Annotated in this window: 10 protein-coding genes and 1 tRNA gene; 2 read left to right on the top strand and 9 right to left on the bottom strand. The window is 53.5% G+C overall.

The features are described 5' to 3' along the window. Positions 1-15 precede the first annotated feature (15 nt). The 3 genes from FGL10_RS05535 to rnhA all read right to left on the bottom strand — a co-directional run bounded on the left by FGL10_RS05535 (position 16) and on the right by rnhA (position 1,609). Positions 16-420 carry an HIT family protein gene (locus FGL10_RS05535; RefSeq protein ID WP_003709130.1) on the bottom strand — a complete coding sequence of 135 codons (405 nt, stop codon included), beginning with the start codon at positions 418-420 and terminating at the stop codon, positions 16-18. A gap of 176 nt (positions 421-596) precedes the next feature. Then, positions 597-941, bottom strand: a complete 345-nt coding sequence (locus FGL10_RS12050; protein ID WP_155270584.1) for a hypothetical protein — start codon at positions 939-941, stop codon at positions 597-599. Between the two features lie 230 nt (positions 942-1,171). Continuing rightward, positions 1,172-1,609, bottom strand: coding sequence for a ribonuclease HI (gene rnhA, locus FGL10_RS05530; RefSeq protein WP_036469750.1), 438 nt, complete (start codon positions 1,607-1,609; stop codon positions 1,172-1,174). A 112-nt stretch (positions 1,610-1,721) separates the two neighbouring features. On the opposite strand from rnhA, the gene tehB reads away from it, so the two are divergent. Next, positions 1,722-2,591, top strand: coding sequence for an SAM-dependent methyltransferase TehB (gene tehB, locus FGL10_RS05525; protein WP_003709121.1), 870 nt, complete (start codon positions 1,722-1,724; stop codon positions 2,589-2,591). A gap of 49 nt (positions 2,592-2,640) precedes the next feature. Here the strand turns inward: tehB and thiD are convergent, their stop codons facing one another. After that, on the bottom strand, positions 2,641-3,447 hold the full coding sequence (thiD, locus tag FGL10_RS05520) for a bifunctional hydroxymethylpyrimidine kinase/phosphomethylpyrimidine kinase (protein WP_003709119.1): 807 nt from the start codon (positions 3,445-3,447) through the stop codon (positions 2,641-2,643). Positions 3,448-4,043: 596 nt separating this feature from the next. Next, positions 4,044-4,119 (bottom strand) — tRNA-Glu (locus FGL10_RS05510). Positions 4,120-4,318: 199 nt separating this feature from the next. Here FGL10_RS05510 and FGL10_RS12045 point away from each other — a divergent pair. Further along, on the top strand, positions 4,319-7,003 hold the full coding sequence (locus tag FGL10_RS12045) for an autotransporter outer membrane beta-barrel domain-containing protein (RefSeq protein WP_051926229.1): 2,685 nt from the start codon (positions 4,319-4,321) through the stop codon (positions 7,001-7,003). Positions 7,004-8,135: 1,132 nt separating this feature from the next. Here FGL10_RS12045 and FGL10_RS05480 read toward each other — a convergent pair. From FGL10_RS05480 to FGL10_RS05460, 4 genes are all read right to left on the bottom strand, one after another. Then, entirely contained in the window at positions 8,136-9,587 is a 1,452-nt protein-coding gene (locus tag FGL10_RS05480) for a DASS family sodium-coupled anion symporter (RefSeq protein WP_003709104.1), read from the bottom strand. A gap of 476 nt (positions 9,588-10,063) precedes the next feature. Further along, positions 10,064-11,317 carry a complex I 51 kDa subunit family protein gene (locus tag FGL10_RS05470; RefSeq protein WP_003709100.1) on the bottom strand — a complete coding sequence of 418 codons (1,254 nt, stop codon included), beginning with the start codon at positions 11,315-11,317 and terminating at the stop codon, positions 10,064-10,066. Further along, on the bottom strand, positions 11,314-12,942 hold the full coding sequence (locus tag FGL10_RS05465; RefSeq protein ID WP_036475134.1) for an FAD-binding protein: 1,629 nt from the start codon (positions 12,940-12,942) through the stop codon (positions 11,314-11,316). The genes FGL10_RS05470 and FGL10_RS05465 overlap by 4 nt, the downstream gene beginning before the upstream one ends. Next, positions 12,942-13,580 (bottom strand): 2Fe-2S iron-sulfur cluster-binding protein, encoded by a 639-nt coding sequence (locus tag FGL10_RS05460; RefSeq protein WP_003709092.1) that lies wholly within the window; start codon positions 13,578-13,580, stop codon positions 12,942-12,944. Before FGL10_RS05460 ends, FGL10_RS05465 begins: the two co-directional genes overlap by 1 nt. Positions 13,581-14,056 lie beyond the last annotated feature (476 nt).

Genomic DNA, 14,056 nt, shown 5'->3' with positions numbered 1-14,056 from the left:
ACGGCATTGGCGGGCTTAAAGCAGCTTTTTAAGTTGTTCCGTCCAATCTTGCGGCAGGGTCATACCATGTTTTCGGACGGGGTTTGCCCAAATCGGCGCAGGGAAAGTCGCATCGTTTTCAAAGCGGGCGATAATATGCCAGTGCAGGTGCGGCACGACATTGCCCAAGCTGGCGAGGTTGATTTTTGCCGGCCGGAACACTTGGCGCATAGCGGCTTCGACTTTGTACACCATTTCCATCAATTCGCCGCGTTCGGCAGCCGAAAGGTCGGTCATTTCGGCAATATGCTTACGCCAAATGACGCGGCAGAATGCAGGCGAACCGCTGTCGTTATGGACGGCGATGACGCGCAGCTTGGGGGTTTGCAGCAAAATATCTTCATCTTGTGCCGTGCAGATGGGGCAGGGTTGGGCGGTCATTTTTCCTTATTCCTGAAAGTGTTTAAAAAACGGTAGGGCAATTTTTAATATTTCAATCTGTCTGTCCGCATTGCCGTTAATTGTACCACTTCATCGTGTTTCCTTTTCGGTTGGAACCCCGCCTTTTGTGGCGGCAGGAACAGACTTTATTTGGGAGGGGTGTAGCCCCTTCCGAATCAGGACGACACATAGGGCGGTGCTTTATGTGTCGTCCTGTGTGTTGAAACATATCGGACGCGTTTGAACAGTTGTGCGGCAAACTGTTTTAGCGGCAGGCAAGAGATGCCGCCTGATGCCGTCTGAAGCCCATTGTCCGTCATTCCCGAGTAGGCAGTTGCTACAATATACGGATGCGTAAATAATGGCAGGGCGGGCTTCGGGAAGAATGGCAGGGTGGGCTTCAGCCCACCGTTTTTTTCATTTTTGCTTGTTGATTGGTGGGCTGAAGCCCACCCTACGGTTGCTGATGCCGTCTGAAGCCCCTTAGCCGTCATTCCCGGGTAGGTAGTTGCTACGGTCACTAAAATCCCGTCATTCCCTCAAAAACAGAAAACCAAAATCAGAAACCTAAAATCCCGTCATTCCCGCGCAGGCGGGAATCTAGGTCTGTCGGCACGGAAACTTATCGGGTAAAACGGTTTCTTTAGATTTTACGTTCCAGATTCCCGCTTTCGTGGGAATGACAGTGGAGGACGATGCCGTCTGAATCCCATTAGCGGTTTCAGACGGCATTTTCTTGTCGGTGCGGCAGTCAGGAAAACTGCGCCGCGCCACGGTTTGCCAAATCGTCGGCGCGTTCGTTTTCCGCGTGTCCCGCGTGTCCTTTCACCCAAGTCCAACTGACTTGGTGCCGTCCGACCAGAGCGTCGAGTTCTTTCCACAAGTCGTCGTTTTTGACGGGCTGTTTGGCGGCAGTTTTCCAGCCGTTGCGCTTCCAGCCGTGTATCCAGTTTTCCATACCGTTTTTAACGTATTGCGAGTCGGTGCAGATGATGACGGTGCAGCGGCGTTTGAGCGATTTCAGCCCTTCGATGACGGCGGTCAGCTCCATGCGGTTGTTGGTGGTTTGCGCTTCGCCGCCGAAAAGTTCTTTTTCGCGGCTGCCGTAGCGCATTAATACGCCCCAGCCGCCCGCGCCGGGATTGCCTTTGCACGCGCCGTCGGTGTAAAGGTAAACGGGTGTGTCCATATTGTGCCTTTGTGTGGTGTCCGGCGTGATTATAAGCGGTTTGCGCACCGTGCCGTCTGAAAGATTGCGGCGGATTGAAATAGGCATATAATGTGCAACTTTATTTTTGAATATGAAGGAGCGGATAGTGGGTCAAAGTGGCGAATTGTTTTGTTTCGGGCAAATGCCCGTATGGAAGGCGGAAAACCTGCCGGAAGTTTTGTTGTCGGGCTATTCGTCCGAAGAAGGGGAGTGGGTCTGCCTGAATGTGTTGCAGGGCGATGTCGAAGTCCGCACGCAGGACGGGGCGGCGGAGGTTTGGTCGGTGGAAAGCGGCGATTGCGTGTTTGCGCCGCAGCAGGTGTTTTCGGTCAAACCGAAAACGGACGATGCCGAAATCCGTTTGTCGCTGTATTGCACGGCGGCAGACTATTTCCACAAAAAATATGGCATGAGTGCCACGCATTCTGCGGTCGCGGCGGCACAGGATACCGTACCGGTGGGCAGGGCGTTGGATATGGGCTGCGGACAGGGGCGCAACGCGCTGTTTCTCGGTTTGAAGGGATTTGAAGTTACTGCAGTCGATCACAATCCGGCTGCTTTGGCAAACGTGGCGGAGCTGGCAGAGGCGGAGGGCTTGAACGTCCGCACGCTGGAATATGACTTGAATGCCGCCGCCTTGCAGGGCGAATTTGATTATATTGTGGCAACAGTGGTGCTGATGTTCCTGATGCCGCAGCGCGTGCCTGACGTGATTGCCGATATGCAGGCGCATACGGCGGCGGGCGGGTACAACTTAATCGTATCGGCAATGGATACGGCGGATTTCCCCTGCCCGATGCCGTTCCCTTTTAAATTTAAAGAGGGCGAGCTGAAGGATTATTATCGGGATTGGGAGCAGGTCGAATATAAAGAAGAATTGGGTTCTATGCACGCCAAAGACGAAAACGGCAATCCGATACGGTTTAAATTTGTAACGATGCTGGCGAAAAAGCCTGAATAATCCGCAAAAATGCCGTCTGAACATTTTGTTTCAGACGGCATTTTTACAGTTAGTCCCGATACGCCCAATGATTGACCGGCCCGTGTCCTGCGCCGATTTCCAAAGGGTTTGAGATTGCCGCCGTGATGTAGACCTTGGCAGTCTGTACGGCTTCGCAAACGTCTGAGCCTTTTGCCAACTCGGCGGTAATGCAGGCGGAAAACGTGCAGCCTGTGCCGTGCGTGTGGGCGGTTGGAAAGCGCGGGCTGTCCAATTCCAGCGTTTCATTTTGCGTAAACAGCCAATCCGTGCAGCGTCCGCTTGTGCTGCCGTTCAAATGTCCGCCTTTGATAACGACATTTTTGACACCGTAATCAAGCAGGATTTTTGCCGCACGTTCCGCATCTTTACGGCTTTCGATATGCACGCCGGTCAGAGCTTCCGCCTCGGGCAGGTTGGGGGTCAACACATCCGTATCGGGAAGCAGCAGGCGCGTCAGTGCCGCAACGGCGGAATCCTGCAACAGCGGCGCACCGCCTTTGGCAATCATCACAGGGTCGAGCACGCGCCTGCCGAAGCGGCAGTGTTTCAGCTTGTCGGCAACGCATTCGATGATTTCCGCCGTGCCGAGCATACCGATTTTGTAGGCGCGGATGTCGAAGTCTTCCCTGATTGCTTGGATTTGTGCGGTGATGGTTTCGGTCGGGACGAGATGAACCGCCGACACGCCCAAAGTATTTTGCGCGGTAACGGCGGTGATGACGCACGTTCCGAACACGCCGCGCATCTGAAACGTTTTCAAATCCGCCTGAATGCCCGCACCGCCGCCCGAATCCGAACCGGCGATGCTTAGGGACTGTACGAAAGAGCCTTTCATTATGTTTCCTTTTCGGTTGAAACCCCGCCCTTTGTGGTAGAGTCAGACTTTGTTTGGAAGGGGTGTAACCCCTTCCGAATCAGGACGGCACATAGGGCGGTGCTTTATGTGTCGTCCTGTGTGTTGAAACCTTAATATTGCGTCCGATAAAAAGGGCTTCTGCCTGTAAAAAAAGCACGGCGATGCCGTCTGAAAACCGCAGCGCGGGGTTTGTGGTGCATTATATGCCGTATTGCAGGACAAGGCACAGGGCAGGGCGGCGGGGTGCATCGTAGCAACTGTATTTTTGCCCGACGGGGTGAAAAATACAGTTGCTACACCCACTGATAATGAAAAAAGAGGGCGATGCCGTCTGAATCGCGTGTTGCGGCGAGTATAAACCAATACGCTTTATTTGCCATTCCCACAAAAACAGAAATCTAAAATCACATCATTCCCGCGCAGGCGGGAATCAGGATCATTGGGCAGCGGCAATATTCAGAAGTCGTCTGAAAATTCAGAAGTTCTAGATTCCCGTTTTCACGGGAATGACGAAAAATTACGGGAATGGCGATTCATAATAAAAAAACCTGCTCGAAACAAGCAGGTTTTTGAATTGGCACGCCCACGGGGATTCGAACCCCGGTTGCCGCCGTGAAAGGGCAGTGTCCTAGGCCTCTAGACGATGGGCGCGTGAAAGTTCGCTATTTTACAAGGCTTCGGAAACTTGTCAAGCCTGTTGCGTAAAACCGACGGCGGAAATGTAAATTTCTGCCGGTTTAAATATATAAAATCTATAAATATCAACAAACTAATTGTTTTTTTTTTTTTTGGATTAGATTACCCGATTGGTATAAAATTAAGGATAATATGCAAGAAGTGTGGAAAACTTATGAAAGATGAAACAATCGCCCGCTGCCTCCTTTCTTCCTGCCTGCTGGCTGCGGGTATGGAAAAAAGCATTGCCGCTTCCGGTACAATTTTGGAAAAAAACAATTATACGGCGGCGATAGCGGGAAAAAATCAGACCAACGAACATACTTTCGATTATTCGGGCGAAACCCCCGTCAAGCCGATTAATTCCCTGATTATTGCCGCCTATGACAAAGGCGCGAAAAATACCATTACCGTCAAGGGCAACCCGTCTGTCGGGGAAAAGGATTTGAAAGATGCAAGTGGTGAAGCGTCGTTGAAAGATGCAAGGGGCGAAGTGTTGAAAGAACCCGCGCATTGGACCATCCAAAAGGAAAAACCTACGGGGTATGTAAACGGAGGTCGATACACGCTTCAGTCATCTGTTGAGAATGCTGGGATTTTGTTGGCAGACAAAAGCTATGAAGGGAAGAACAATATTACTTTGGAAAACGTATCCGTCAAAAATACCTCCTCAAGGAATGCCATTTTCGCAAACGACACTTTAGACCTTCGTGGTATGTCGGACACAACCCTGACTTTTAAGGGAAACAACTATCTTTATACCGGCTCCAAAGTAACCGCCAAAACCGAAATGAACGGCATATGGTTATTAAAGAATGATGGAACCGGACAACGCACAGAAACCAAAAACCATACCAAAATCGAGTCGGAAGCGGGTTCCAATCTGAACATATACGTCCAATCCGGAACGTCTAAAGGGCGCGGCATCGGGGTAACGCAATATAGGGACGTAATCATCAACACGTCGGGACCGAGAAAAACGGTTATCAATCAGACCGAAATGGATTTTCGCGGCGCGGTCAGCATCAAGGTGGATCGCGGCGATAATAAGAACGCCGAAAACTACGGTGTTTATGTGGGAAATCTGCCGAAAAAAAGCAGAAGAAGCGAGGATGTGCCGGACGATTCGTACAACCGCGTTACCTTCCATAGCGATGTTAAAATCGACGTGCGGCCGGTGCTTGAAGAAAGTGGGAAACAAAAATCCATCGGAGATGCTTTGAATGTGGACGGTAAAAACAGCAGGGTGGACATCAAGGGCGACGGAACGGTGCAAATCGACGGCGATATCCACGTCCTCAACGGCGGCGTGATTGATTTAAACCTGAAGAACAAAAATTCTTATCTCAACGGGGAAGCCCATATCGGCAAACAAAGATATACCGGCGATCCCGACGATCCCGATAATCCTCCCGGCGGGCAACCCCTGTTTGAGGAAGACCGTAAAAACAGCGCGTCATCCATCAATATGACGATGAAGGACGGCGCGCGTTGGAATGTGCAGAATACTTCAAAAATCAATGGTTTGGACATCAGCAACGGCGCGGAAGTGAGCTTTTCGGACGGAGGGCGTAATGTAAACGTCTCCGTGTCCAGACTGAAGGGCGACGGCGGCGTGTTCAAGATGCAGGGCGACATCGTCAGCGGAAAGACGGACAAGCTGATTACGCGCGAAAGCAGCGAAGGGACGCACATCATCGAATATACGGACGATGCCAGGGAAAAAACGACCGGCAGGGAATTTTTAAGGCTGGTCGAAAATCAGGGGTCGTCCGGCGGCGGGGCATCCTACAGGCTGCACGTCCCATGTACGGAACACGGGGCGTGGTGCTTCAAATTGGGCGAGTCGGAAAACTCCAAATATGTCAAAATTGCCTCCACCGCCAGGGGGGATATGTTCCTTTTCCCTTTCGTTCTGTCGACGGGCGCATCGAGCAGCGTCCTTTTCGGCGAGGCGTTATATCAGTTGAACGCGGTTTCCGATGAAACGCTGGTGCAGCGTATGGGCGAAATCCACGCCGACGGAACGCCGCAGGAAGACAACAACGTTTGGATCAAACGCGTCGGCGGAAAATTCGCCGGCAGCCGCAGCGATTACCGCGTGGGCGGTTACGGCAACCGCTATTGGGGCTTTGCCGGCGGCTTCAACAGGACGGGGTTCGGCGACAAATGGATTCATTACAAAGGGCTGATGCTCCGCCACCTCCAATCGTCCTACAGCCCCGAAGACTATGCCGGAAGCGGCAAAATCTACGGCAGGACGGCAGGCGTTTATTCCACCTGGCTCAACCGGGAAAGCAGGGCTTATTACGATTTGGTCGCCAACATCGCCCGATATAAGGGCAGCTACGGGCTGACCAATTACGCCGGCAAACGGGTCGAATCGGACGAGGCGCGCCTGAATGCCTATATGCTTTCCGCCGAAACCGGCAGGCGGATGGAAAAACAAGACGGCGGCAAAACCTATTGGTGGCAGCCGGAAGCGCAGTTGTCTTACTGGTTTACGCGCGGCTACGGCTTTTCGCTGTCAAACGGGCTGTCTGCCAAGACGGACAATTTCCGCAGCCTGATGGGGCGGTTCGGCTTTCGGGCGGGTGTGGACGGTTTGGACGGCGGCAGGCTGAACATCTACGGCAAGCTGATGTACAAACGCGAGTTTATCGGCACGATCCGTCACAGGTTCAACGGCTCTGCCGTGGAGGAATTCAAACACCGGGGCGGCTGGTTGGAATACGGCTTGGGCGTGGTGCACCGCAATGCCGAAAACGGACGGCAGCTTTATTTTGAGGCGCAAAGGTCTTCGATGCACAAGATGAGGCAGAATTGGCAGGTCAATATGGGCGTGCGCAGTATGTTCTGATGCGCGGATGCGCCTGAAAACAATCCGGAACGGTCAGACGCGTTCCGGATTGTTTTTTGTCGGGGGATTTGTTTAAGGCGCGGCGGTTTGGTTTGTCGGGGCGGTTTGTCAGGGTGGTTTGTTAGTAATGGTAGGGTGGGCTTCAGCCCACCAAACCCCGAATGCCGTCGGAAGCCCGACAAGGCATTTGATGCCGTCTGAAGCGGTGGGCTGAAGCCCACCCTACCATTACTAAACTTTCAGATAATCTTTGAATATTGCCGCTGTCCAATGGTCCGGATTCCCGCCTGCGCGGGAATGACGGTCGGGCGGATGCGCCGTCATCACGACTTTTCGTTATTTCCGCCACTTTTCGTCATTCCCGTGAAAACGGGAATCTAGAACCTCTAAATCTTCAGATAACCTTTGAATATTTCCTCCACCCCGAAGGTCTGGATTCCCGCTTATGCGGGAATGACGGCGGTGGGCGATGCCGTCTGAAGCCCGACAAGACATTAAATGCCGTCTGAAACTCCGTCATTCCCGTGAAAACGGGAATCTAGAATCTCAAACTTTCAGATAATCTTTGAATATTGCCGCTGTCCAATGGCCTGGATTCCCACTTTCGTGGGAATGACGAGTCTTTTATAACCTTTAAGGCTGCTGCTGCCCAATGGTTTGGATTCCCGCTTATGCGGGAATGACGGCAGAGGGTGGACGATGCCGTCTGAAACTTCATCATTCCTGCAATTTTTCGTCATTCCCGCAAAAGCGGGAATCTAGAACTTTTAAATTTTCAGACGACTTTTAAATATTGCCGCTGCCCAATGGTCTGGATTCCCACTTTCGTGGGAATGACGATTTGGAAATTACCCGAAACCCAAAAACAACTGAAACCGAACCGCCTGCGCGGGAATGACGGAATTTTAGGTTTCTGTTTTTTGTGGGAATGACGGCGGAGGGTGGGCGATGCCGTCTGAAGCGGTGGGCTGAAGCCCACCCTACCATTACTAAACTTTCAGATAATCTTTGAATATTTCCGCCGCCCCGAAGGTCTGGATTCCCGCCTGCGCGGGAATGACGGCGGATGCCGTCTGAACCGCGAAACGGTTTCAGACGGCACTTTTGCCTTAACATTCAAACAGCCGGCGGTTTACCAGTAACCCAAAGCTTTCCACCACAAAATACCGGCAGTGGCGAAAATCAGGATTTCGATAACGCTCATAATGAAGCCCGCCTTCCACCATTCGCCCATATTGACGTAGTTTGAGCCGTAAATCACAGGCGCGGAACCGGTGGCGTAGTGGGTCAGCGACATCATTATGCCGGTGGCGGCCGCCATCATCAGGGCAAACAGCATAGGCGGCGCGCCCAATGCCAGGCCTGCGCCGTAAAACGCGCCGAACATCGCGGTAACGTGTGCCGTGCCGCTGGCGAAAACGTAGTGGGCGTAGAGGTAGGCAAGCATCAGCAGGGCGCAGCCGGCTTCCCAACCCAAACCCAAATGGGCGATACCGCTTTGCATAGATTCGGACAACCAGCCGATAAGCCCCAGTTTGTTGAGGAAGTTCGCCATCATCACCAAGGCGGCAAACCAAACGATGGTGTCCCACGAGCTTTTTTCCTTCAGCGCGTCGTCCCAAGTCAGTACGCCGCTCAGAAGGCACAGGCTCAAGCCGAGGAAGGTGGTGGCGGCGGCATCGACTTTCACGCCGAACAGCATTTCGGGAATACCCGCCCACAACAGCAGCAGAATCACAAAAATGCCGAGCATCATTTTTTCGTCGCGCTTCATCGCGCCCATTTCTTTCAGTTTTTCTTTGGCAAGGGCGGTCGCGTCAGGCGTTTGTTTGATTTCGGGCGGATACAGGAAATACAGCACCGGCGGCATCAGCAGCATCGCAATCAGGCCGGGTACGATCATCGCCAAGAACCAAGTGCCCCAAGAGAGTTGGATTTGCGAATTGGTGGCTTTGGCAACCAGTTCGACAACCAGCGGGTTGGGCGCGGTGGCGGTGATGAAAATCAGGCAGGTAATCACGTTGGCGTGGAAGTTGACCAGTGAAAGGTATTTGCCGATTTTGCCTTCCGTCCCTTTTTCAGGATCGGAGTCGAAACTCAAGGCGATGGATTTCATAATCGGATGCACAATCGCCCCGCCGCGCGCGGTGTTGCTCGGCGTAACCGGGCCGATGGCCAAGTCCGCCAGTGCCAAACTGTAACCCACGCCCAGCGTGCGTTTGCCGAAAAGGGAAATCAAAAGGTAGCCGATACGCATCCCCAAACCGGTTTTCAACAGGCCGCGCGAGATGATGATGGCGATACCGATCATCCAGATTAACGAGTTGTTGAGGCTGCTCAAAGCGTCTTTGGTTGCGTCGGCGGCTTTTTCGTTGGTTACGCCGGTCAGCGCGACCAAGGTAATGCCCAAAACCGCCATTGCGCCGATGGGCATCGCTTTGCCGATGATGCCGGCAATGATGCCGACGAACAACGCCAAAAGATGCCACGCGTCAGGTGATACGCCTTGGGGAACGGGGATGACGAACCAGATAAGCAGCGTCAGCGCGAGTGCGGCCGCTGCAGGAATTGGCTTGAAGCCCATATTAGTCTCCTAGTTTGAAGTATCGGGAAAATCGGGTTTCAGACGGCGTGTGCCTGATTTGGGCGGGGGATGCCGTCTGAACGTGTTTTGCGCCGTTCTCTTTTTCAGACGGCATTTCTTGAGTTTTGCGTTTTGCACTTTGTGTTTTGCCCTCTCCCTAACCCTCTCCCACGGTGAGAGGGGATAATGGCTTTGAAAACCAACCGTTATCGTTTTCCCTGCAATCCGTCCCCTCTCCCACGATGAAAGGGGATAATGACTTTGAAAATCAACCATTATCGGGTTTCCTGCAATCCGTTCCCTCTCCCTGTGGGAGAGGGTTAGGGAGAGGGCAAAACCTCAAGATACGCCGTATCGTTTTTTCTGCCGGCAAAGCATCCGGCAAGTGATTTACGTTGTAACCCCCGACAAATGCTTAAACCCCAATCAATTTGTCGGCCGACAACCCTGCCTGCCGTCTGAAACGCCTTAGCGGCTTAATCCTGTCCCGCCGGCAGCCCGTACTCTTCGGGGAAGGTACGCAGCGAGCTTTGCAACACGGTAACCGCGCCGTCAATCAGACCGCAGCGGCCGCTTCGTGGCAGCAGTTGGCACAGGCTTTGCAAGGCGCGGAGGTCGTCTGAAGTGCCGATGCCGGTGTCAACGCGGTTGAGCAGGCGCGAGAGTTGGAATGTGCCGCCTTTGCACGGCGGGCATTGTCCGCACGAGTTGGACGCAAAAAATTCCACATATTCGGACACTTTACGCACCACGCTCGTGCCTTCGGAAATCACAATCATCGCGCCGGTACCGAGGCTGGATTTGCGTTCGCGCACGGACACGAAGTCCAAAGGCACATCCAAATCTTTTACGGTCAGAAGCGTATTGGACGGGCCGCCGGTAAACACGGCTTTAAACGTGCGCCCTTCGAGCATACCGCCGCCGTGGTCGAAAATCAGCGATTGCAGGGTCGTGCCCATCGGCAGTTCGTACAGGCCCGGATTCAATACGTCGCCGGAAAGCGAGTAGAGTTTCGTGCCTGCGGCATCGCCCAAACCCAGCGATTTGTACCATTCCGCGCCTTTGGCAAGGATTTGCGGGATGTTGGCGAAGGTTTCGGTGTTGTTGATAAGGGTTGGTTCGCCCTCTACGCCGCTTTCGGCGGGAAACGGCGGCTTGCGGCGCGGGAACGGGAAACCGCCTTCCAACCATGAAATCACGGCGGTTTCTTCGCCGCCGATGTAGCGGCCTGAAGTTTCAACCAGTTGCAAATCCAAAGGTTTGCCCAAGTAGTTTTCGATACGGATAAACAAATCGCTGTTTTTCCATTGCTCGATGGCGGGTGTGATGGAGGCGATGGAGTCGGTCTGATGAGGGTTGACGTACAAAACCGCTTTGTTGGCGCGGCAGGCGACGGCGGCAATCAATACGCCCTCGATGACTTGGTGCGGCGTTTTCGCCAGCAATACGCGGTCTTTGAACGTACCCGGTTCGTCTTCGTTGGCATTGCAGACGACGTATTTGTCGCCGTGTTTGCTCTGCGCGGCAACCGCCGCCTCCCATTTGCGCCAGGTCGGGAAACCTGCACCGCCCATACCGCATAGGTTGGCTTCTTGCAGTTTGGAAACAATGCTTTGAGGATCGGCAAGTGCCGCCAGCAGGCCTTCGCCGCCGCCGACTTTGCGCCACGCGGCCAAATCCGCGCCGACTTGGCGGGACGGGTGCAGTAAGTTTTGATTGGCTTGGTTCATAATTGTTGCTCCTGCAAACCGGCGTGTTCGCGCAAATCGAATTTGCCGTAGTCGGGATATAAAATGGGGGCTTTGATGTCGCCGGTCAGTCCGGCGCGGGTCATTTCGCGTTGCAGATCGTGGACGTGTCCGACACCGCCGCGCACTTTTTTCAGCGGCAGGCCGCAATTTGCCGCAGCTTTACCGGCACGGCGGCCGAAGCTGATGATGTCCAGAAGCGCGTTGCCCATCAGGCGGTTGCGGCCGTGGATGCCGCCGGTTACTTCGCCGGCGCAATAAAGTCCTTCGACGCAGGTCGCGCCGTCGCCGTTGATTTCGACACCGCCGTTTTGATAGTGCAGGGTCGGATGAATCATTACGGGTTCGACAGCGGGATCGATGCCGCATTTGTGGGCGACGTGTCCGAGCGTAACCAAACGGTTCAACACATCAGGATCGTTGGCAATCAGGCGCGGGGTGTCGAGAAACACGCCGACTTGTCCGTCGCGTACCACGCCGCGCCCTTCGCGGCATTCGCGCAAAATGGCGGCGGCAACCACGTCGCGCGGCTGCAATTCGTCAACGAAACGCTCGCCCAAACCGTTGACCAATTTGGTGCCTGCGGAACGGACGGCTTCGGAAATCAGCGCGCCTGCCAAGTGCGGCGGATGGGCAACGCCGGTCGGATGGTATTGGAAGGAATCGACATCTCGCAGTTTCGCGCCGATGCGGTACGCCATTACCAGGCCGTCTGCGGTTGCGCCGTAGTGGTTGGAAGTGGCGAAACCCTGCAAATGCAGCCTTCCACTGCCGCCGGTTGCCAATACCACGGCTTTGGCGTGAACCAACACCAAAGAGCGTTTTTCCAAATCGTACAAAATCGCGCCGACGCAGCGACCGTGTTCGTCTGATAATAATTCGATGGCAGGGTGGCGGTTGAGCTGGGTGATGTTTTCATCGAGTTCGACCGCCTCGCGCAGCACGCGCATCATTTCGAGGCCGGTAAAGTCGCGGTAGCTCAAAATACGCGGCACGGTCGTACCGCCCGCGCGTTTGCGGCTCAACATACCGTTGCTGTCCGCGCCATTGGCAAGGTCGAAGGTCATACCCAAACCGATCAGCCAGCGGATGGCGGACGGCGCGTCGGTAACCATTTGCGCCACCAATTCTTTTTTGCCTGCGTTGTGGCCGCCTTTGACGGTGTCGTCAAAGTGTTGTTGCAGGCTGTCTTCCGCGCCAACCGCAGCTTGAATGCCGCCTTCCGCCATCACGGTATTGCTGTCGCCGATACGCAGCTTGTTCGCCATAATCACGCGCGCGCCTGCTTCGGTCGCAGACAACGCCGCCGCCGCACCCGCGCCGCCGCCGCCGATGACCAATACGTCGGTGTTCAAATGTTCCGCGCCCGACAAATCATAATCGTCAATCAGCGGCCGGCTGATTAAGAGTTTCGCCAAATCAGGATGGCAGTAATCGCCCGCGTTCGGGCCGATGGGCAGTTTCACACGTGCATTTGCCTGATAATCGGGATGGAACCGGCTCAGCAATTCGTTTTTTTCAGGTAAATCGCCGCGCAGTTCCAATGAGGACGCGCGCAGGTTGGCAAGGGCGGTTTCGTAGTCTATGCCTTGGATTTTATTCACCATCACACTGACTCCCCTTCAAATTCGACTTTCATTTTGCCGCTGTCGATTTCGCGCAGGCGGCGCATCAAATCCACAGGGCGCAACGTACGCGCCGCTTTCATACGGCGTGCGAACAGGCCCAAGTGGTTCGGACGGATGTGTTCCGGGCAGGAAAGGGTGCAGAGGTTGCACATCACGCATTGGTCGAAGGTCAGCGCGGCCGCGCCGAAATCGCCGGAAACTACTTGCGCCACGCCGTTTTCCACTTCCAAACCTTTGGGACAGGCGCGGTTGCAGCCGCCGCAATGACGGCAGTTTTGTGCTTCGGGGAAGGCTTTGGCAGTATCGTCCAACCAGTTCCAGCCGTCGCCGACTTCGCCCACGTCGTAGTATTGGATATGCTCGGGGATAAAGTAGTCCAAGAAGCTGACCTGCATCCCTTCTTCGACTTTGGTTTCACACGCCAACGCAGTCGTTACCTCGCGCTCGCCTTCTTTACGGATCATGCAGCGGCACGAACCGCATACGCCCTGCCCCATGCAGCCGACATTGGCGGTAATCGCGTTGCCGGAACGAGCATAGGCTTGGATGATGGATGAATCAGCGGAAGCCTTGACTTCGCGGCCGTCTATGGTCAGGGTTAACAAATTTTCACTCATGGCAGCGTCCTGTCGGAAGGGAGCAAATTTAGTTTTGTATTTTTATTACACATAAGACAAAAACTTCCTTCGCATATTCCCAATTATATTTATAACTTAATGTTTATTATGCGAAACATAGTGTATCAGAATTTATGTCTTCCCTGCTGTCAAACTACAATCCCCGCTTTAAAACGCCCGCTTCCGGCAAACATTTTTTAAAAATTTGAAAAACATTTGTTATATAAAGAAATTTAAATTAGCTTTTACCGGAAAAGGCAGGAAACAAACAGAACGATGCAAGACGTTTTCATTATCGTATAGGACGTTAATAAACATACTACTTTGTATTTTATAAAAATTTATCGTGGAATCAGATAATCGGGGAAAAGTTATAAAATTTCAGAAAAACAAAATACATTTGACCTAAGTCAGAAATCCGCCTTTGGGGTATGACAATCCCCGCCTGCCGCTATATCCTCCAACCCATTGAAATA

Source organism: Neisseria lactamica (genome assembly GCF_901482445.1).
Lineage (GTDB): Bacteria > Pseudomonadota > Gammaproteobacteria > Burkholderiales > Neisseriaceae > Neisseria > Neisseria lactamica.
This window is presented reverse-complemented; position numbering and strand designations above follow the sequence as displayed.

Bases quoted from the DNA above. Each gene is read 5' to 3' on its own strand.
- FGL10_RS05465 (WP_036475134.1), bottom strand. From the start codon at position 12,942: ATGGTGAATAAAATCCAAGGCATAGACTACGAAACCGCCCTTGCCAAC.
- rnhA (WP_036469750.1), bottom strand. From the start codon at position 1,609: ATGGACACACCCGTTTACCTTTACACCGACGGCGCGTGCAAAGGCAAT.
- FGL10_RS05480 (WP_003709104.1), bottom strand. From the start codon at position 9,587: ATGGGCTTCAAGCCAATTCCTGCAGCGGCCGCACTCGCGCTGACGCTG.
- FGL10_RS05535 (WP_003709130.1), bottom strand. From the start codon at position 420: ATGACCGCCCAACCCTGCCCCATCTGCACGGCACAAGATGAAGATATT.
- FGL10_RS05460 (WP_003709092.1), bottom strand. From the start codon at position 13,580: ATGAGTGAAAATTTGTTAACCCTGACCATAGACGGCCGCGAAGTCAAG.
- tehB (WP_003709121.1), top strand. From the start codon at position 1,722: ATGAAGGAGCGGATAGTGGGTCAAAGTGGCGAATTGTTTTGTTTCGGG.
- FGL10_RS12045 (WP_051926229.1), top strand. From the start codon at position 4,319: ATGAAAGATGAAACAATCGCCCGCTGCCTCCTTTCTTCCTGCCTGCTG.
- FGL10_RS05470 (WP_003709100.1), bottom strand. From the start codon at position 11,317: ATGAACCAAGCCAATCAAAACTTACTGCACCCGTCCCGCCAAGTCGGC.
- thiD (WP_003709119.1), bottom strand. From the start codon at position 3,447: ATGAAAGGCTCTTTCGTACAGTCCCTAAGCATCGCCGGTTCGGATTCG.